The sequence below is a fragment of the Prauserella sp. PE36 genome (assembly GCF_003311655.1).
GTDB classification, from domain to species: domain Bacteria; phylum Actinomycetota; class Actinomycetes; order Mycobacteriales; family Pseudonocardiaceae; genus Prauserella_A; species Prauserella_A endophytica.
Genome location: NZ_QEQT01000092.1, coordinates 115,074 through 132,173, shown reverse-complemented (window position 1 = coordinate 132,173; position 17,100 = coordinate 115,074). Strand labels below are relative to the sequence as shown.

Here is a 17,100-nt window from a genome sequence, read left to right as displayed (position 1 = left end):
GCGGGGCCGGTCAGAGCGCGTCGTGCAGTGCGGCGAGCAGGCGGTCGGCCCTGCCGTCGGCGTTCTCGGCGCGTAGTTCGTTGGTGAGGAACGAGAATCCCAGCCCGGCCTCGGGCCATGCCCCGTGCCTGCCGCCGCCGGCTCCCGAGTGGCCGAAGGCCGTCGTCGCCGGGCCGTACGTGCCGATCGGGTCGGGCAGCTCGAAGCCGAGCCCGAAGTGAACGGGCCGGTCGTTGATCGCGTCGGTGCCCACCGACCAGGTGCGCGTGGCGAGAGCGAGCGCGTCGCGTGAGGCGACGCGGCCCGCGGCGAGCAGGTCGTAGAGCGTCGCCATCGCCCTGGCGGTGCCGGTCGCGCCACCCGCCGCGAGCTCGGCCCTGCGGTAGCGCGCCGAGTTGATCAGGTCGTCCGAGTCGAGCAGGCCCGCGTACATCCGTTCGACGATCCGCCGCCGCTCGGGGTCGTCCAGGAACGTGCTGATCCGGTAGTCCGGCGCCCGCACCAGCCTCGCGACACGCTCGTCGAGGTGGGCCGGCGTGCCGAGGTGCAGGTCCAGCGCGTGCGGCCGGGCCAGCACCTCGGCGACGGCCTGGCCCGCCGAGCGCCCGGTGGTCCTGCGCAGCAGCTCGGCCACGAGGTAGCCGTAGGTCAGCGCGTGGTAGGCCACGCGCGTTCCCGGAGTCCACAGTGGAGCCTGCGTCGCGAGGAGGTCCGCGCACGCGCGATTGTCGAGCAGGTCGTGATCGGCCTCCACATAGGGCAGGCCGGCCGTGTGGGCGAGCACGTGGTGCACCCGGACCCCTGCGGTGAACCCCGGCCAGTACCGCCGCACCTCGGAGCCGGGGTCCAGCACGCCGAGCGCGGCGACGACGGCGGCCATCACGCCCTTCGTCCCGGAGAACAGCACGCACAGCGTGTCCTCGCGCCACGGCAGGCGCCGCTCGGGGTCGGCGAGCCCGCCCCAGAGGTCCACGAGCACCTCGCCGTGCCGGACGACGGAGAACGCCGCACCCCCGCGGCTGTCCGCGACGACATCGGCGAAGGCATCGCGGACGCCGTCGAACCCGGGGCGGGCCGTGCCGCTGACCCGCATGCTCACATCCTCGGGGTGTTGGCCAGCAGCCGGCGGGTGTACTCGTGCCGGGGGTCGCTCAGCACCTCGTCGACGGGGCCCACCTCCACGATCTCGCCGCCCCGCAGGACCGCGATGCGGTCGGCGACGTGCCGGGCGAGCGCGATGTTGTGGGTGACGAACACCATCGCGGTGCCCAGCTCGGCCCGCAGCTCGCACAGCAGGTCGATGATCGTCGCCTGCACCGAGACGTCCAACGCCGAGGTGACCTCGTCGCACAGCAGCACCTTCGGCGTGGTGACGAGCGCCCTCGCGATCGCGGCGCGCTGCCGCTCGCCGCCGCTCAGCTGGTCCGGCAGGCGGCCGGCGAGCTCACGGCTCAGCCGCACGCGGTCCAGTGTCTCGGCGACCCGCTCGCGCCGCGCGGCCTTCGGCAGCTCGGTGAGCATCTCCAGCGGGACCTCCACCGACTGCGCGATGGTGCGCCGCGGGTTCAGCGACGAGTACGGGCTCTGGAACACGTACTGCACGGCACGCAGCTCCTCCGCCGAGCGCCGCCGCGTGGCCGGGGCCAAGGCGGCGCCGTCCAGCTCCACGGTGCCGGTGTGGTGCTCGTTGAGGCCCGCCACACACCGCGAGAGCGTGGTCTTGCCCGACCCGGACTCGCCGAGCAGCAGCAGGCACTCTCCCGAGTGGACGGTCAGTGACACGTCGCGCAGCACCTCGTGCTCGCCGTACGAGACCGACAGGTCCTTGACCCGCAAGGTCTGCGTGTCGCCGTCCGGGGCGGGCAGGTCGCCGCCGCGGTCGAGATCGGGCACCGCGTCGACCAGCTCCCGCGTGTAGGCGTGCGCGGGGCGGCGAAGCACCTCCCCGGTCGTGCCGCACTCCACGATCTCGCCGCCGCGCATCACGGCGACCCGGTCGGCGATCGCGGCCACCACGGCGAGGTCGTGGGTGATGTAGAGCGCCGCGACACCGTGCTCGGCGGTCAGCGCGGCGACGGTGCGCAGCACGAGCGTCTGTGTGGTCACGTCGAGCCCCGTGGTCGGCTCGTCGAGCACCACCACGCTCGGCCTGCACGCGAACGCCATCGCGATGCCCACCCGCTGCTGCTGGCCGCCGGAGAGCTGATGCGGGTAGCGCCGCTGGTAGGCCTCGTCGGCGGGGAGCCCGACCTCGCCGAGCACCTCCGCCACGCGCGCCGCGCGCTCCTCGTCGGACGTGCCGTGGCCGTGCGCCTCCAGCACCTCGCCGATCTGGCGGCCGATGCGCAGCGCGGGGTTGAGCGACAGCGCGGGGTCCTGCGGCACGTAGGCGAGCGTGTGGCCGCGCAGCGTCCTGCGCTCGCGCTCGCCGAGCCCGAGCACGTCCACCGGCTCCCCGTCGCGGGGGCGCGCGGTGACGGTGCCGCCCGCCGGGACGAGCCCGCGCCGGAAGTGGCCGAGCGCGGCCAGCCCCGCCGTGGTCTTGCCCGATCCCGACTCGCCGACCAGCGCGAGCACCTCGCCGGGCGCGATCGCGTACGAGACACCCTTCAGCACTGGGGAGTCCGTGAGCGTGTTCACGCGCAGCTCGCTGACCTCGAGGGCGCTTGCGACGGCGACGTGCGCGGTCATGCGGTGACCTCCTTCTCGCGACCTGCGGCCGCGGACGCGAGCGAGTCGGTGACCAGGTTCGTGCCCACCGTCAACACCGCGATCGCCAGCACCGGCAGCAGCACGCCCCACGGTTCCACCACGAGCGCGATGCGGTTCTCGTTGATCATCAGACCCCAGTCGGCCGAGGGCGGCTGGATGCCGAGCCCCAGAAACGACAGCGACGCGACGTAGCCGATCGAGTAGGTCAGGCGAAGCCCCAGCTCCACCATGAGCGGGCCCGTGATGTTCGGCAGCACCTCCCGCAGCAGGATGCGCCGCCTCGGCATCGCGTACAGCTGCGCGGCCCTGATGTAGTCGCTGTCCTTCACCGCGACCGTGGCCTGCCGCGCCACCCGCGCAACGCGGGGCGCGTGCGTGATGCCGATGACGAGCACCAGCAGCCAGCCCTGCGGCCCGAGCATCGCTATCGCCAGGAGGGCGAACACCAGCTGCGGGAACGACAGCAGCACGTCGTTGCCGCGCATGATCACGCTGTCCAGGCGCCCTCCGGTGTACCCGGCGAGCATGCCGAGCGCGGTGCCGAGCACGACGCCGATCGCCGTGGCCAGCACGGCGTAGAGCAACAGCGTCGCGCCGCCGGCGAGGAACCGGGTGAACACGTCGCGGCCGAGCCCGTCGGTGCCGGCCACGCCGTCGGACTGGAACGGCTTGCCCGCGAAGCCGGTGGTGTCGTGGCCGGTGAGCCACGGCCCAAGCCACGGGCCGAGCACCGCGAGCAGCACCACCACGGCGGTGAGCGTGAGCCCGATCTTGGCCTGCGGCAGGGACAGCGCGCGACGGAACACAGTGGAGCGGGTACTCATCGCGTCACCTCGGCACGCAGCTTCGGGCTGGTCAGGATGCCGACGATGTCGGCGAGCAGGTTCACCACGATGTAGACGGCGGCGATGAGCAGCGTGATCGCCTGCACCACCTCCACGTCACGGCTGTTCACCGCGTCGATCAGCGCCTGCCCGACACCGGGGTAGCGGAACAGGAACTCCACCACCACGACGCCGCCCGCGAGCCACGCGAGCTGCAGCGCGATCACCTGCGCGACCGGGCCGATCGCGTGCGGCAGCGCGTGCCGCAGCAGCACCGTCTTCTCCGGGATGCCCTTGAGCCGCGCCATCTCGACGTAGCCGCTGTCGAGCACCTCGCTCATCGTGGCGCGCATCATCCTCGTGATGTAGGGCGTGACGACGAGCGTGAGCGTCAGCACCGGCAGCACGAGCTGGCTCGGCTGCGACCACACAGGCTCACCCGGCGGCGCGAGCGTCACCGACGGCAGCAGCGGGAACACCGTCGTGGACAGCAGCACGATCAGCGCGACACCGATCACGAACTCGGGCAGCGCCGCGATCACGAGACTGATGCCGGACACGGTGTGGTCGGCCGGCCGGCCCCGGCGCATGGCCGTCCAGGTGCCCAGTGCGAGCCCCACCAGCGTGCTGAGCACCGCGGCGGCCACGAGCAGCACGAGCGACGCGCCGATGCGGTCGCCCAGCAGGTCGTTGACCGGGCCCTGCGTGGCCGTCGACGTGCCGAGGTCGCCGGTGACGACGCCACCGAGCCAGTTCAGGTAGCGCTCCCACACGGGCGCGTCGAGGTCGAGCTGGGCGCGCAGCGCGGCGATGCGCTCGGGCGTGGCCTGCTGACCGAGGATCGCGCGGGCGGGATCGCCGGGCAGCAGGAGCGTCGCGACGAAGACCAGCAGCGTCACCAGCCACAGCACCGCGAGGCTCACGAGCAGCCTGCGGACGATCAAACGGGACAACGAACCCACCTCCTCAGCCGAGCCACGCTTCGCGGAACGAGTAACCGGACAGGGGCAGGCCGGTGCGGTCGGGCAGCAGCCCGGCCACGTACACCTGGTGGGCGTCGACCTGGTTCATGAAGCCCCAGATGATGTTGCCGCCGCGCTCGTACTCGATGCGCTGCGCCCGCTTGAGCAGGTCCTCACGCTCGGCGCGGTCCACCGTGCGGTCGGCGCGGCGCACCAGCCCGAGGAACTCCGGGTCGCTCCAATGCGTCTCGTTGTACGGCGACTGCGGCAGCGAGCCGGAAGCCACCTGCGGCAGGTAGTTGCGCGTGTACCAGAACGACTGCGCGAAGTCCCAGCTCAGGTAGTTCTCCCAGAAGGCGGTGGTGTCCAGCCGGCGAAGGCGGACGTTCACGCCGGCGGCCTTCGCCTGCTGCTGGAACACCTGCGCGGCCTCGACCGCGCCGGCCTGGATGGGCGCGGTGACGAGCTCGACGTCCAGGTTCGGGTGCCCGGCCTCGGTGAGCAGGCGGCGCGCCTCGGCGATGTCCTGCCTTCGCTGCGGCAGCTCGCTCGCGTAGGCGGGGTCGAACGGCCCGTAGAGGTCGTTGCCGATCCGGCCCTGTCCGCTGAGCACCTGGTTGATCATCTGCTCGCGGTCGACGACCAGCCGCAGCGCCTGCCGCACGCGCACGTCGTCGAACGGCGGGCGGTCCACCCGCATCGTGAAGGGCAGCCAGGTACCGGTCTGCGCGCTCAGCACCCGCAGCCGCTCGTCGCTGCGCAGCACCTCCACCAACGCGACCGGGACCTGGTCGATCGCGTCCACCTGCGACGACAACAGAGCGTTGATCCGGGCGTCGTCCTCGGCGAAGTTGATCAACACGAGCTCGTCGAGGTAGGGCTGGCCGGGCCGCCAGTAGTGCTCGTTGCGTACGAACGTGCTCTGCAGGCCCGGCGTGAAGTCCTGCGTGCGGAAGGGTCCGGTGCCGATCGGACGGTCCACCGAGAAGTCCGCCGGCACGATGCCCAGTGAGTACTGCGCGAGGTAGTCGTCGAACACCGTGGACGGCTCGGTGAGCCGGAACTCGACCCGCCGGTCGCCGCTGGCCACGACCTCGCCCAGCATGGTGAGGCTCGCCGCGCCGCTTTTCGGATCGTCGGGGTCCATGATCCGGCGGAAGGTCGCGATGACGTCGGCGGGCGTCACCGGCCTGCCGTCGTGGAACCGGACGCCCTCGCGCAGGGTCGCCGTCCACGTCCTCGCGTCGGGCGAGGGCGTGAGCGACTCCGCGACGAGCATCTCGAGCCGGTAGTCGTGGTCGCGGTAGAGCAGCGGCTCGTAGAGGTTTCGCACGCGGGCGATGTCCGGGCTGGTCGCCGGGATATGGGGGTCGAGGGTGTCGGACGCGCCGCCGCCGGTGATGCCGACGCGCAGCGTGCCGCCCCGGCGGGGCGCTCCGGTGGGGGCCGCGACGGCGCTCGACCGTCCGCCGCACGCCGACAGCAGCGGTGCCGTTCCGGCGAGAACGGCGCTGCCGACGAGGAAATTCCTTCTGGAGATGCGTTTGTCAAACGACATGAAGTCGGGCTTCCGGATAGGGGACCTGAGGGTCAGGAGCTGATGGCTCGCCCCGCGTAGCCGGGGGCTGGGCGGAGGTGTCTTCGCAGGCGCTGCGCGACGTCCTCGGGCAGGGGCGCCGCTCTGGCCCCCGCGACGTGGATCGCCAGCAGCTCCTCCGTTGCCACCAGCTCACCGTCCACTCGCATCTCGTGGCAGAGCCGTACCTTCTTCTCTCCCACGGAAAGCACGAATGTGGTGACGTGCAGGTCCGCTTTCGGCCCGACCTCGCGGAGGTAACGGACGTGGGCCTCGACGGTGTAGAGCGAGCGGCCCGTCTCGGCGCGGTAGCGCTCGTCGAGCCCGGTGTGCTCCATCAGGTTGGTGGTCGCGAACCCGAACACCATCACGTAGAACGGCTCGCTCAGGTGTCCGTTGTAGTCGATCCACTCGTCGCGAACGGTGTCGTGGTACTCCAGTGGTTCACTCACCGCGCCTCCCCCTGCTGGCCTCGACGGCGCGTTGCACGGCGATGATCGCGCGGTCGCGCTCGGCGACGAGGTCGGCGATCGAGCGGTCACCCGCCGCGGAGTCGCAGCCCGCCACCATGTCGTCACGCAGCCGCTGGGTGAGCTCGGGCGCTTCCAGCCGGGTCCACGGCGCCTTGAGGGACGGTCCGAAGTGGTCGAGCATGTGCGCCATGCCGCCCTCGCCGCCGGCGAGGTGGAACGTCAGGCACGGTCCGTGCACCGGCCAGCGCAGGCCGGGCCCGTCGGTGATCGCTGTGTCGATCTGCTCCACCGTGGCCTCGCCGTTGGCGACCATGTGGAGCGCCTCTCGCCACAGCGCCTCCTGCAGGCGGTTGGCGATGAACCCTGGCAGCTCGTGGTCCATGGTGATCACCGACTTGCCCACCCGGCGGTAGAACTCGCTCGCCCATTCCACGGCCCACGTCTCGGTGCGCGTGCCGCCGGCCACCTCGACCAGCGGGATGAGGTACGGCGGGTTGAACGGATGGCCCACCACGAGCCGTTCGGGGTTGGCGGCCTCGGTCTGCATCTCGCTCATGCCGTAGCCCGATGTGGACGAGGCGATGACGACGTCGGCAGGGGTGACCTCGGCGATGTCGGCGAGCAGCGCGCGTTTCACTGCGAGGTCCTCTGGGGCGCTCTCCTGCACGAACCCGGCGCCGTCCACGGCTTCCGCGAGGGTCGGCAGCACGGTGAGGTTGTCCCGCGAGGCGCCGTCGGCGAGGCCCAGCTCGGTGAGCGCGGGCCACGCGGCCTCGACGAGCCTGCCGAGCCGCTCGGCGGCGCCGGGCGCGGGATCCCAGGCGCGCACCCGGTAGCCGCGGGCGAGGAAGTGGGCGGCCCACCCGCCGCCGATCACGCCCGCGCCGACGCACGCGACGGTGGTGACCTCCGCTGGCTCAGGCACCCGCGGCCCCCTTCAGATTCAGGATGCGGCGCGCGTCGTCCGGGGAGGCGACCTTCGCGCCGAGGTCCTCGACGATGTTCACGGCACGCTCGACGAGCTGGCCGTTGGTGGCCTTGACGCCCTTGCTGAGGTAGAGGTTGTCCTCGAGTCCGACGCGGACGTGCCCGCCCAGCAACGCCGAATGCGCGACCCACGGCAGCTGGTTCCGGCCGATGGCGAACGAGGCCCACTGCGCTCCCTCAGGGAGCATGTGCACCATCGTCTGCAGCAGCTCGGGGTTCGCGGGCGCGCCGTAGGGAATTCCCATGCACAGCTGGAAGAGCGGCGGAGCGTCGATGAGCCCTTCCTCGATCAGCTTGGTGGCGAACCACAGCTGGCCGGTGTCGAAGATCTCCAGCTCCGGCTTGACGCCGAGCTCCTGGACGCGTTTGGCGCCCGCACGCAGCATGTCCGGAGTGGACACGTAGAGCTGGTGGCCCTCGCCGAAGTTGAGCGAGCCGCAGTCGAGCGTGCAGATGTCGGGCAGCAGCTCCTCGACGTGCGGCAGGCGGTCCTTGGCGTTGACGAGGTCGGTGCCGTCCACTGGCTTGAGCGGGTCCTCGTCGTCGATCACCAGGTCACCGCCCATGCCCGCGGTGAGGTTGATGACCACGTCGACGCCGCTGTCCCTGACCCTGCGCACGACCTCGCGGTAGAGCGCCACGTCGCGGGAACCCTGGCCGGTCTCGACATCGCGCACGTGGATGTGCACCACGGCGGCTCCGGCGTTCGCGGCCTCGACGGCCGAGGCGGCGATCTGCTCGGGAGTGACCGGCACGTGCTCGCTCTTGCCCACGGTGTCGCCGGCGCCCGTGAGGGCGCAGGTGACGATGATCTCGCTGTTCATGGTTCTTGCTGTCCTCCGTGGACGATGTTGCGGTCGATGAAGTCCCTCAGGTGCTCGCGCATGGAGTCCACCGAGCTGCCGGGCTTGCCGGTGAGCACCTGGATGCCGAGCCCGTCGATGAGCGCGCTCAGCTGGGTGGTGATCTCGCGAGGGTCCCGCTTCCGGAACACCCCCTGCTCCTGTCCATTGCGGATGGTCATCGCGATCGTGTCGAACCAGCGGTCGTAGGAGTCCCAGTACAGCTCGCGCATCGCCGGGTTCAGCGCGCTCTCGTTCCACACCTGCAGCCACACCGACCACTCGTCCCTGAGCAGGCCGTCCGCCGGCAGCTGCAGCTCCACGAGGCGCACCAGCCGCTCGTGGGCGTTGTCGATCGCGTGCAGCTCGGCCACCTGCCGGTCGAACGCGAGCTTCACGTTGCGCCGCAACGCCTCGTTGAGCACTTCTTCCCTGGTCGGGAAGTGGTAGTGGATGGTCGCCGTGCTCGTGCCGCACGCCTTGGCGATGTCGGCGATGCGCACGTGGTGGTAGCCGCGCGTGGCGATCAGCTCCCACGCGGTCTCCAGGATGTGCCGCCTGCGCTCGGTCCGGCCGCCCTCGCCCGGTGCGCTCGCGGACCGCGCCGCCGGTGCGGGCACCGCGGTGACGGTCACGGCGTCGTCGCTGCCGTTGAGCAGCCAGTTCACCGTCACACCGGCGTACTCGGCAATGCGCACGAGCTCGTGCGGGGAGAACCGCCGCGTGCCCTTGAGCGACTTGGACAGTTTGGTCTCGTCGATCCCGATGGCCCTGGCGAACTCGCGCTGTGCGCCGGGTTTCGCCGGAATGAGACTCCGAACCCGCGTTCGCAAGTCCTCGGTCTCGGCCATGTGGGACGACCGTAGTGTCATCTTGCGATTCGCGCAAGGCTACTGACTCGTCAGCCAGGTCATCGCAAGTTCGGTGCCGCCCGCGGACCGCCCACTATGGACTCGGCGGGACGCTCCCGGTCTTCCGCTCGCTGAGCGTGGTCGTGCGGCCGCCACTTGGTGGCGAATACCGCGACGAGGGCGTGGCCCTCGCCCTCGCCCTCGGTCCGGGCGGCTGCTCCAGCTGCGACACCCCGCGGCTGCCGGAGGTGATCTAGGTGGCCGCGTTGCCGCACAAGGTGACCGAGCCCGGCCACGAGACCTGGCCGACCGCCGACGAGATGCTGCGGGCCCCACCCTCGATCTCGACCCGCTCGCCTTCACGCCGAGGAACAGGCTCGATCGGCGACCGGTGTACTCGGAGAACGCCAGCTCGCCGCGGCACGTCATGATCGGGGGCGAGCTCGTGCTGGAGGACGGCCGGCTCGCCACGAGGCGAAGCGCCCTGCCACATAGAATGTAAGTTCGACGGTTTACATGTAAGCTGGCCGTCATGGTGGGAGTGAACGAGAAGACCGCGGCCCGGACCAGGGTCGCCGACGCGGTCTACGAGCGACTGCGTGAGATGATCTTCACCGGCGAGCTTTCCCCTGGCGCGCGGCTGAGTGTTCCCGCGCTCGCCGAGTCGCTCGACGTCAGCCGGAGCCCCGTGCGCGACGCGGTGCTGCGGCTCGTGCAGGAACGGCTCGCCAGTGAGGAACCGCGCCGGGGGGCGATCGTGGCGAGCGTCGGCCTCGCCGAGCTCGTCTCGATCTACGAGATCCGCGAGGTGCTGGAAGGGCTCGCGGCGCGGCTGGCCGTCGAGAACGCCGGGCGCAAGCTGGTGCGGGCGCTGAAGGAGGCGCTCGACGAGCACGAGGCCGCGACGCGCACCGCTGACCTCGCCGCGAGCACCGAGGCGGACCTGCGGTTCCACCGGCTCATCCGGGAGGCCGCGGGCAACCCGGAGGTCATCCGGCTGCTCGACGACGTGCAGACCCAGGTGCGGCTGGCCATGCGCACCACCACGGTGACGGCGGGCCCGAGGCAGGCCATCGACGACCACCGCGCGATCCTCACGGCCATCGAGTCGGGCGACGCCGTCGCCGCGGAACAGGCCGCCAGGGCGCACATCTTCCGCCTGCGCAGTGTGCTCCTGCGGCAGCTGGAGGGCAGCGAGTGAGCCGGATCGTCGGTGCCCGCCTGCGGGTTCTGCGGGCGCCGGCGAACGACGGGATCGCGATGTCCTTCTCCCCGCTGCGCGACCGGTCGATCGTGCTGGTGGAGGTGACCACCGAGGACGGTCTCACCGGCCGGGGCGAGAGCTGGATCAACTACCCGCCGTGGGCGGCGGAGGAGCGTGTCGCCACCTTGCGCGAGGGCGTGTTCCCGCTGCTGCTCGGCGAGGACGCCACCAGGATCTCGGCGCTGCACCGGCGGCTGTGCGCGCGGCTGGACCCGCTCGGCAGGCAGTGGGGCGCACCGGGACCGATCCGGCAGGCGATCAGTGGGGCCGACCTCGCGCTGTGGGACCTGGCCGGCCTGCGGGCCGGAGCAGCGGTCAGCACCCTTGCCGGCGGCCGGGTCCGCGACCGGATCCCCGTCTACGCCAGCAGTCTCGGCCCCGAGGACGTCGGCGAGAAGGCGCGCGAGTGCGTCGGCGCGGGCCACACGGCGGTGAAGGTCAAGCTCGGCTTCGGCAGGGCGAAGGACGAACGGAACCTGGCGGAGGCGCGGGAGGCGGCCGGACCCGGGGTCACCCTCTACGCCGACGCGAACCAGGCGTGGGACGTGGCCGAGGCCGTCGCGATGGCGCCGCTGCTGAGAGACGCCGGCGTGGAGTGGATCGAGGAGCCGGTGCGGGGCAACCCGCTTGCCGGGCTCGAGGAGCTGCACCGTCGCACCGGCCTGCCTATCGCGACAGGGGAGAACCTCTACGGGGTCGAGCAGTTCCGCGACTTCGCGGCGTCGCCCGCGATCGCGGTCCTGCAACCGGACCTCGCCAAGACCGGCGGGCTCACCGAAGCGCTCGCGGTGTGCGCGCTCGCCGCGGCACACGGCAAGTCCGTGCTGCCCCACCTGTACGGCGGCGCGGTGGCGTACGCCGCGACACTGCAGCTCGCCGCGATGGCGGAGGCGGTGACCGGGGTCGAGTACGACGTCAGGGACAACCCGCTGCGTGACCCGTTGCTGGCCGGCCCGCCGACACCCGAGCGGGGTCTTGTCGACCTGCCCGACCTGCCGGGCCTCGGCGTGCGCCTCGATGAGACGGCGGTCGCCGCGGCGACCGAGACCGAGGTGGGTGCGACACCGCGTACCTGACCGACCGCGGTTCCGCGGCGGCTCCTGCTGCCAACATGTTGCATGTAACTTTGAGAAAATCTATGCTGCAGATCTGCTTTGCATGCAGATGTGCCCTCACTGTGGAGCGATGATGCATCCAGACAACGACGTGTCACCCCGGCGCAGCGCCGCGTGGTTCGGCCTCGACGGCAAACTCGGCTTCGTCCACCGCTCGAAGATGTACAACCAGGGCTACTCCGCGTCGATGTTCGACGGGCGGCCGGTGATCGGGATCTGCAACAGCTGGTCGGACCTGGCGCCCTGCAACGCGCACCTGCGTCAGGTCGCGGAGGCGGTCAAGCGCGGCGTGCTGATGGCGGGAGGGACTCCGCTGGAGTTCCCCACGATCTCGCTCGGCGAGACGCTGATGCGGCCCTCGGCCATGCTGTTCCGCAACCTCATGGCCATGGACGTCGAGGAGACCCTGCGCGCCAATCCGCTCGACGGGGTCGTGCTGCTCGGTGGCTGCGACAAGACCGTCCCCGCGCAGCTGATGGGCGCGCTCAGCGTCGACCTGCCCGCGGTGATGGTGACCGGCGGCCCGATGCTGAACGGCAAGTTCCGTGGCTGTGACGCCGGGTCGGGCACCCACGTGTGGCAGTTCAGCGAGGAGGTGCGCGCGGGCCGCATGAGCCAGGCGGACTTCAACGCGGCCGAGGCGTGCCTCTCGCGCAGTGCCGGGCACTGCACCACGATGGGCACCGCGTCGACCATGGCGTGCCTCGCCGAGGCGCTCGGCCTCTCCCTGCCCGGCAGCGCCGCGATCCCAGCCGTCGACGCCCGGCGACACCGCATCGCCGAGGAGGCGGGCGGCCGGATCGTGTCCATGGTGGAGGAAGGGCTCACCCCGTCGTCCATTCTGGACCGCCGGTCGTTCGAGAACGCCATTCGCGTCAACGCGGCCATCGGCGGCTCCACCAACGCCGTGGTGCACCTGCTCGCGATCGCGGGACGCGCCGAGGTCGAGCTTTCGCTCGACGACTTCGACACGCTCGCGGCGAAGGTACCGCTGCTGGTGGACCTGTTGCCGTCCGGCCGGTTCCTGATGGAGGACTTCGCCTACGCCGGCGGCCTGCCCGCCGTGATCAAGGAGCTGGGCGAACTGCTGCACACCGACGCGGCCACCGTGACAGGCCGGAGCCTCGGCGAGAACTGTGCCGACGCCGAGAACTGGAACACCGACGTGATCCACACCCGCGCGGAGCCGCTGCGCGAGGCCGGGAGCCACACCGCGGTGCTGCGGGGCAACCTCGCACCGGACGGTGCGGTGATCAAGGTGTCCGCGGCGTCGGAGGAACTGGTGCGGCACACCGGAACGGCGCTCGTCTTCGACACGATCGAGGAGTACCACGAGCAGGCCGACTCACCCGACCTTCCGGTGGACGCCTCGACGGTGCTCGTGGTGCGCAACGCGGGCCCGTCCGGATATCCCGGCATGCCCGAGATCGGCAACCTGGCCATCCCGAAGAAGCTGCTCGACGCCGGTGTCCGCGACATGGTCCGGATCACCGACGGCCGGATGAGCGGGACCTCGTACGGGACGGTGGTGCTGCACGTGGCGCCGGAGTCCGCCGCGGGCGGCCCGCTGGCGCTGCTGCGCACCGGCGACCGGGTGACCCTCGACGTCCCCGCCCGCCGCATCGACATGGACGTGCCCGAGGACGAGCTGCGCCGCCGCGCGGCCGAGCCGACGCAGGCGGAGAACACCGGTTCCGGCTACGCGTGGCTGTACCGCGAGCACGTGCGGCAGGCCGACACGGGCGCCGACTTCGACTTCCTGGTGGGCAGGCGGGGACACGCCGTGCCCCGCAGGCACCTCTGACGACGCGAGAGAGGAACGACCTATGGCCAACGACCTCCTGAGCCGGGTGCTGGAGCACCGCGCGATGGTGATCTATCGAGGGCAACCCGCCGGGCAGTGCCTCGAGCTGACCGAACTGCTCCACGAAGAGGGCATCCGGCTGTTCGAGGTGACTCTGGGCCGCGGTGAGCCGTTCGCCGCCATCACTGCGCTGGCCGAGAAGTACGGCCACGAGATCCCCATCGGAGCGGGGACGGTGATGACCGCCGACGACGTCTCACGGGCCGCCGACGCGGGCGCGCGGTTCATCGTCTGCCCGCATGTGGACGAGGCCGTGATCGAGCGGGCCAAGGCGCTCGGCCTCGGCGTCGTGCCGGGCGCCTTCACGCCGACGGAGATCGTCCACGCCACGCGCCTCGGCGCCGACCTGGTGAAGGTCTTCCCGATCGGCCCCGTCGGCGCCGGCTACCTCCGGCAGCTCAAGGGCCCGTTGCCCGACGTGCCGCTGCTGGCCACCGGCGGGGTCGGGGCCGATCTCGCGCGCGAATGCCTGGCCGAGGGCTGTGCGGGCGTCGGCGTCGGCGTCCAGCTGCTCGGCGATCCGGCCGCCCCGGACGCGCTCAGGGCGGAGGCCCGCCGCCTCCTCGCCGCCACCCGCTGAAGGCGGCGGACACCGGCAACGACGCCGAGTCGAAAGGAAGCCTTTCCATGTCAACCCAAGAGGTGCCGCAGCAGGCGGAGCCCGAGGACGCCTACCGGCTTCGTGCCGAGGACGTCAAGGAGGCGCCGACGACGCTGCGCGGCAGGCTGCGCTATCTGGGGCCGGGCATCATCCTCACCGCCTCCGTGGTGGGTTCGGGCGAGCTGATCGTCACGACGTCGCTCGGGGCCCGCGCGGGGTTCGTCCTGCTGTGGCTGGTGATCGTCGGCGCCACCGTCAAGGTGTGGGTGCAGATGGAGCTCGCCCGCTGGGCGATCCTCAACGGCAAGACCGCGCTCGCCGGGTACAGCACCGTGCCGCCGAGGATCGGCCGCATGGGCTGGATCAACTGGCTGTGGATCGGGCTCGACCTCGCCAAGAACTTCCAGCGCGGTGGCGTCATCGGCGGCTCGGCCGCCGCGTGCTCGATTCTGTGGCCCATCGTGGGGGAGCCGCTGAGCAGCGGCTCGCTCGCCATGTGGGCGGTCATCATCACGGCGCTGACGATCGGGCTGTTGCGCAGCAACCGGTACAGCGTCGTGGAGGCGATCACCACGTGGTCGGTCGCGATCTTCACGCTGAGCACCGTGGCGATCGTGCTGGTGCTGCCGTTCACCCCGTTCTCCTACAGCCCCGGAGACTTCGCCGACGGGCTGAGCTTCGCGATCCCGGCGGGCACCGTCGGCCTCGCGGTGGCCATGTTCGGCTCGACCGGTGTCGGCGCCGACGACATGACCAACTACACGTACTGGTGCCTGGAGAAGGGCTACGCGCGCTGGACCGGTCCCGACGACGGCAGCGAGGAACGCGCCCGGCGGGCCGAGGGCTGGATCAAGGTGATGCAGCTCGACGTGTTCGTGTCCTGGCTCGTCTGCACGGTCACGACGCTCTCGTTCTACGTGGTCGGCGCGAGCGTGCTGCATCCGCAGAACCTCGTGCCCGAGGGCAATGCCGTGATCACCACCGTGTCCCGGATCTACACCGACACGCTGGGCCCGTGGGCGGAGACCCTGTTCCTGTTCGGGGCGATCGCGGTGCTGTTCTCCACCAACATCGCCTCCGCGGCCGCGGTCCCCCGGCTGTGGACCAACACGCTGGGCCTGCTGGGCGTGATCGACTGGCACGACGTCAAGGTCCGGGCGCGGATCCTGCGGATCCTCACCGTCTGCCTGCCCGTGCTCTGGCTGCTCATGTTCCTGTTCGTCCAGTCGCCGCTGGTGATGATGCAGATCGGCGCGATCGCGACCGGTATCTTCCTGCTCGCGGTGCTGATCGCCGTGTGGCGGCTGCGCACCCTGGAGGTCGACCCGCGCTTCCGGCGCAACCGGTGGCTCACCGCGGCGTTCGTCGTCAGCAGCATCGGTATCTTCCTGCTCGCCGTCTACACGGTGCTGGAGGTGTTCGGTGTCGGGATCGCCGGTGCGTGATCGATCACATGACGTGCGCGAGCCCGACTCCGGATACGGTCGGGGGAGCGGCACATCGCCCGTTGACGCCGCGTGCCGACAGCACGCCACGAGGGAGGCTTCTCGATGACCTATCCGGACACCCAGCTCTTCATCGACGACCAGTGGCTGGATGCTGCGGAGGGCCGCACGATCGACGTGCACAACCCGGCGACCGGCCAGGTCATCGGGCGCGTCGCCCACGCGACCAAGCAGGACCTCGACCGGGCCGCCGACTCGGTGCGGCGCGGCTTCGAGGTGTGGCGCGACCACACGCCCGCGCAGCGGAGCAAGATCATGCGCAAGGCGGCCGAGCTGGTGCGCGCCCGCGTCGACGAGATCGCGGCGCTGATGACGCGGGAGCAGGGCAAGCCGCTGGTGGAGGCCAAGGGCGAGATCCTGGCCGGTGCGGACATCATCGACTGGTTCGCCGACGAGGGCCTGCGCGTCTACGGCCGGCTCGTCCCGCACCGCGCCAACCCCGCCATCCAGCAGCTGGTGATCAAGGACCCGGTGGGGCCGGTGGCCGCGTTCACGCCGTGGAACTTCCCGATCAACCAGGTCGTTCGCAAGCTCGGCGCCGGACTCGCCGCGGGCTGCTCGATGATCGTGAAGGCGCCCGAGGAGACGCCGGCCAGCCCGGCGGCGCTGGTGCGCGCCTTCCAGGACGCGGGCCTGCCCGCCGGGGTGCTCGCGCTGGTGTACGGCAACCCGGCCGAGATCTCGGAGCACCTGATCGCCCACCCGGTGATCCGCAAGATCACCTTCACCGGGTCGACCGCCGTCGGCAAGCAGCTCGCCGCGCTGGCGGGCAGGCACATGAAGCGCGTCTCTATGGAGCTGGGCGGGCACGCGCCGGTGATCGTCTGCGAGGACGCCGACATCGAGCTGGCCGTCAAGACCATGAGCAGGGCGAAGTTCCGCAACGCGGGTCAGGTCTGCATCTCCCCGACGCGGTTCCTCGTGCACGAGTCGGTGCGGCAGGACTTCGCCAAGGCGTTCGCCGAGGTCGCCACCGGCCTCAACGTCGGCGACGGGCTCGCCGAGGGCACCGAGATGGGACCGCTCGCCAACACGCGGCGCGTCGACGCGATGTCGGCGCTGTACGCCGACGCCGTCGAGCGGGGCGCCACGGTCCTCTCGGGCGGCAAGCGCATCGGCGACGAGGGCAACTTCTGGGCGCCCACCGTGCTCGACGACGTCCCGGCCGAGGCCAAGCTGTTCAACGAGGAGCCCTTCGGCCCCGTGGCGGCGATCCGCGGCTTCCAGGACCTGGACGAGGCGGTCACCGAGGCGAACCGCCTGTCCTACGGCCTCGCCGGGTACGCCTTCACCCGCTCGCTGGCCACGGCCGACCAGCTCACCCGCAAGGTCGAGGTGGGCATGCTCTGGGTCAACATGCCCGCCATGCCCTCGGCCGAGCTGCCCTTCGGCGGCGTCAAGGATTCGGGCTACGGCTCCGAGGGCGGCCCCGAGGCGATGGAGGCCTACCTCAACACCCGCGCGGTCAGCATCGCACACCAGTGACCTGGTAGGCCCGAACCGCAGTGAAGGCCACCTCCCCTG

The 17,100-nt window shown here is 71.2% G+C and carries 15 protein-coding genes; 6 read left to right on the top strand and 9 right to left on the bottom strand.

The window, feature by feature from the left end:
- Nucleotides 1-10: 10 nt before the first annotated feature.
- From DI005_RS29265 to DI005_RS29225, 9 genes are read right to left on the bottom strand one after another with little or no spacing between them, the layout of a single operon-like run.
- Nucleotides 11-1,093 (bottom strand): serine hydrolase, encoded by a 1,083-nt coding sequence (locus DI005_RS29265; protein ID WP_113644290.1) that lies wholly within the window; start codon nt 1,091-1,093, stop codon nt 11-13.
- A 2-nt stretch (nt 1,094-1,095) separates the two neighbouring features.
- A complete protein-coding gene (locus tag DI005_RS29260; RefSeq protein ID WP_112269878.1) occupies nt 1,096-2,691 on the bottom strand; it encodes an ABC transporter ATP-binding protein in 1,596 nt (531 codons plus the stop codon).
- A complete protein-coding gene (locus DI005_RS29255) occupies nt 2,688-3,536 on the bottom strand; it encodes an ABC transporter permease (protein ID WP_112269880.1) in 849 nt (282 codons plus the stop codon). The genes DI005_RS29260 and DI005_RS29255 overlap by 4 nt, the downstream gene beginning before the upstream one ends.
- Nucleotides 3,533-4,489, bottom strand: coding sequence for an ABC transporter permease (locus DI005_RS29250; RefSeq protein ID WP_113644353.1), 957 nt, complete (start codon nt 4,487-4,489; stop codon nt 3,533-3,535). The genes DI005_RS29255 and DI005_RS29250 overlap by 4 nt, the downstream gene beginning before the upstream one ends.
- Nucleotides 4,490-4,502: 13 nt before the next feature.
- Nucleotides 4,503-6,056: an ABC transporter substrate-binding protein gene (locus tag DI005_RS29245; RefSeq protein ID WP_112269884.1), complete on the bottom strand. Its 1,554-nt coding sequence runs from the start codon at nt 6,054-6,056 to the stop codon at nt 4,503-4,505.
- A gap of 32 nt (nt 6,057-6,088) precedes the next feature.
- Nucleotides 6,089-6,526, bottom strand: coding sequence for a thioesterase family protein (locus DI005_RS29240; protein WP_113644289.1), 438 nt, complete (start codon nt 6,524-6,526; stop codon nt 6,089-6,091).
- Nucleotides 6,519-7,472 carry a 3-hydroxyacyl-CoA dehydrogenase NAD-binding domain-containing protein gene (locus DI005_RS29235; protein ID WP_113644288.1) on the bottom strand — a complete coding sequence of 318 codons (954 nt, stop codon included), beginning with the start codon at nt 7,470-7,472 and terminating at the stop codon, nt 6,519-6,521. Before DI005_RS29235 ends, DI005_RS29240 begins: the two co-directional genes overlap by 8 nt.
- Entirely contained in the window at nt 7,465-8,358 is an 894-nt protein-coding gene (locus DI005_RS29230; protein WP_113644287.1) for a 3-keto-5-aminohexanoate cleavage protein, read from the bottom strand. The genes DI005_RS29235 and DI005_RS29230 overlap by 8 nt, the downstream gene beginning before the upstream one ends.
- Nucleotides 8,355-9,227 carry a TetR/AcrR family transcriptional regulator gene (locus DI005_RS29225; RefSeq protein WP_112269891.1) on the bottom strand — a complete coding sequence of 291 codons (873 nt, stop codon included), beginning with the start codon at nt 9,225-9,227 and terminating at the stop codon, nt 8,355-8,357. Before DI005_RS29225 ends, DI005_RS29230 begins: the two co-directional genes overlap by 4 nt.
- Nucleotides 9,228-9,759: 532 nt before the next feature.
- On the opposite strand from DI005_RS29225, the gene DI005_RS29220 reads away from it, so the two are divergent.
- The 6 genes from DI005_RS29220 to DI005_RS29195 all read left to right on the top strand — a co-directional run bounded on the left by DI005_RS29220 (nt 9,760) and on the right by DI005_RS29195 (nt 17,061).
- Nucleotides 9,760-10,428 carry a GntR family transcriptional regulator gene (locus DI005_RS29220; protein ID WP_113644286.1) on the top strand — a complete coding sequence of 223 codons (669 nt, stop codon included), beginning with the start codon at nt 9,760-9,762 and terminating at the stop codon, nt 10,426-10,428.
- Nucleotides 10,425-11,567, top strand: a complete 1,143-nt coding sequence (locus DI005_RS29215; protein WP_113644285.1) for a mandelate racemase/muconate lactonizing enzyme family protein — start codon at nt 10,425-10,427, stop codon at nt 11,565-11,567. Before DI005_RS29220 ends, DI005_RS29215 begins: the two co-directional genes overlap by 4 nt.
- Nucleotides 11,568-11,676: 109 nt before the next feature.
- Entirely contained in the window at nt 11,677-13,410 is a 1,734-nt protein-coding gene (locus DI005_RS29210) for an IlvD/Edd family dehydratase (RefSeq protein ID WP_228713672.1), read from the top strand.
- A gap of 22 nt (nt 13,411-13,432) precedes the next feature.
- Complete coding sequence (locus DI005_RS29205) at nt 13,433-14,050, top strand: bifunctional 4-hydroxy-2-oxoglutarate aldolase/2-dehydro-3-deoxy-phosphogluconate aldolase (protein ID WP_113644283.1); 618 nt, start codon at nt 13,433-13,435, stop codon at nt 14,048-14,050.
- Between the two features lie 47 nt (nt 14,051-14,097).
- Nucleotides 14,098-15,516: an Nramp family divalent metal transporter gene (locus tag DI005_RS29200; RefSeq protein ID WP_113644282.1), complete on the top strand. Its 1,419-nt coding sequence runs from the start codon at nt 14,098-14,100 to the stop codon at nt 15,514-15,516.
- A gap of 105 nt (nt 15,517-15,621) precedes the next feature.
- Nucleotides 15,622-17,061, top strand: coding sequence for an NAD-dependent succinate-semialdehyde dehydrogenase (locus DI005_RS29195; protein ID WP_112269901.1), 1,440 nt, complete (start codon nt 15,622-15,624; stop codon nt 17,059-17,061).
- Nucleotides 17,062-17,100 lie beyond the last annotated feature (39 nt).

Bases quoted from the DNA above. Each gene is read 5' to 3' on its own strand.
- DI005_RS29265 (WP_113644290.1), bottom strand. From the start codon at position 1,093: ATGCGGGTCAGCGGCACGGCCCGCCCCGGGTTCGACGGCGTCCGCGAT.
- DI005_RS29260 (WP_112269878.1), bottom strand. From the start codon at position 2,691: ATGACCGCGCACGTCGCCGTCGCAAGCGCCCTCGAGGTCAGCGAGCTG.
- DI005_RS29255 (WP_112269880.1), bottom strand. From the start codon at position 3,536: ATGAGTACCCGCTCCACTGTGTTCCGTCGCGCGCTGTCCCTGCCGCAG.
- DI005_RS29245 (WP_112269884.1), bottom strand. From the start codon at position 6,056: ATGTCGTTTGACAAACGCATCTCCAGAAGGAATTTCCTCGTCGGCAGC.
- DI005_RS29230 (WP_113644287.1), bottom strand. From the start codon at position 8,358: ATGAACAGCGAGATCATCGTCACCTGCGCCCTCACGGGCGCCGGCGAC.
- DI005_RS29225 (WP_112269891.1), bottom strand. From the start codon at position 9,227: ATGGCCGAGACCGAGGACTTGCGAACGCGGGTTCGGAGTCTCATTCCG.
- DI005_RS29220 (WP_113644286.1), top strand. From the start codon at position 9,760: ATGGTGGGAGTGAACGAGAAGACCGCGGCCCGGACCAGGGTCGCCGAC.
- DI005_RS29210 (WP_228713672.1), top strand. From the start codon at position 11,677: ATGATGCATCCAGACAACGACGTGTCACCCCGGCGCAGCGCCGCGTGG.
- DI005_RS29205 (WP_113644283.1), top strand. From the start codon at position 13,433: ATGGCCAACGACCTCCTGAGCCGGGTGCTGGAGCACCGCGCGATGGTG.
- DI005_RS29200 (WP_113644282.1), top strand. From the start codon at position 14,098: ATGTCAACCCAAGAGGTGCCGCAGCAGGCGGAGCCCGAGGACGCCTAC.
- DI005_RS29195 (WP_112269901.1), top strand. From the start codon at position 15,622: ATGACCTATCCGGACACCCAGCTCTTCATCGACGACCAGTGGCTGGAT.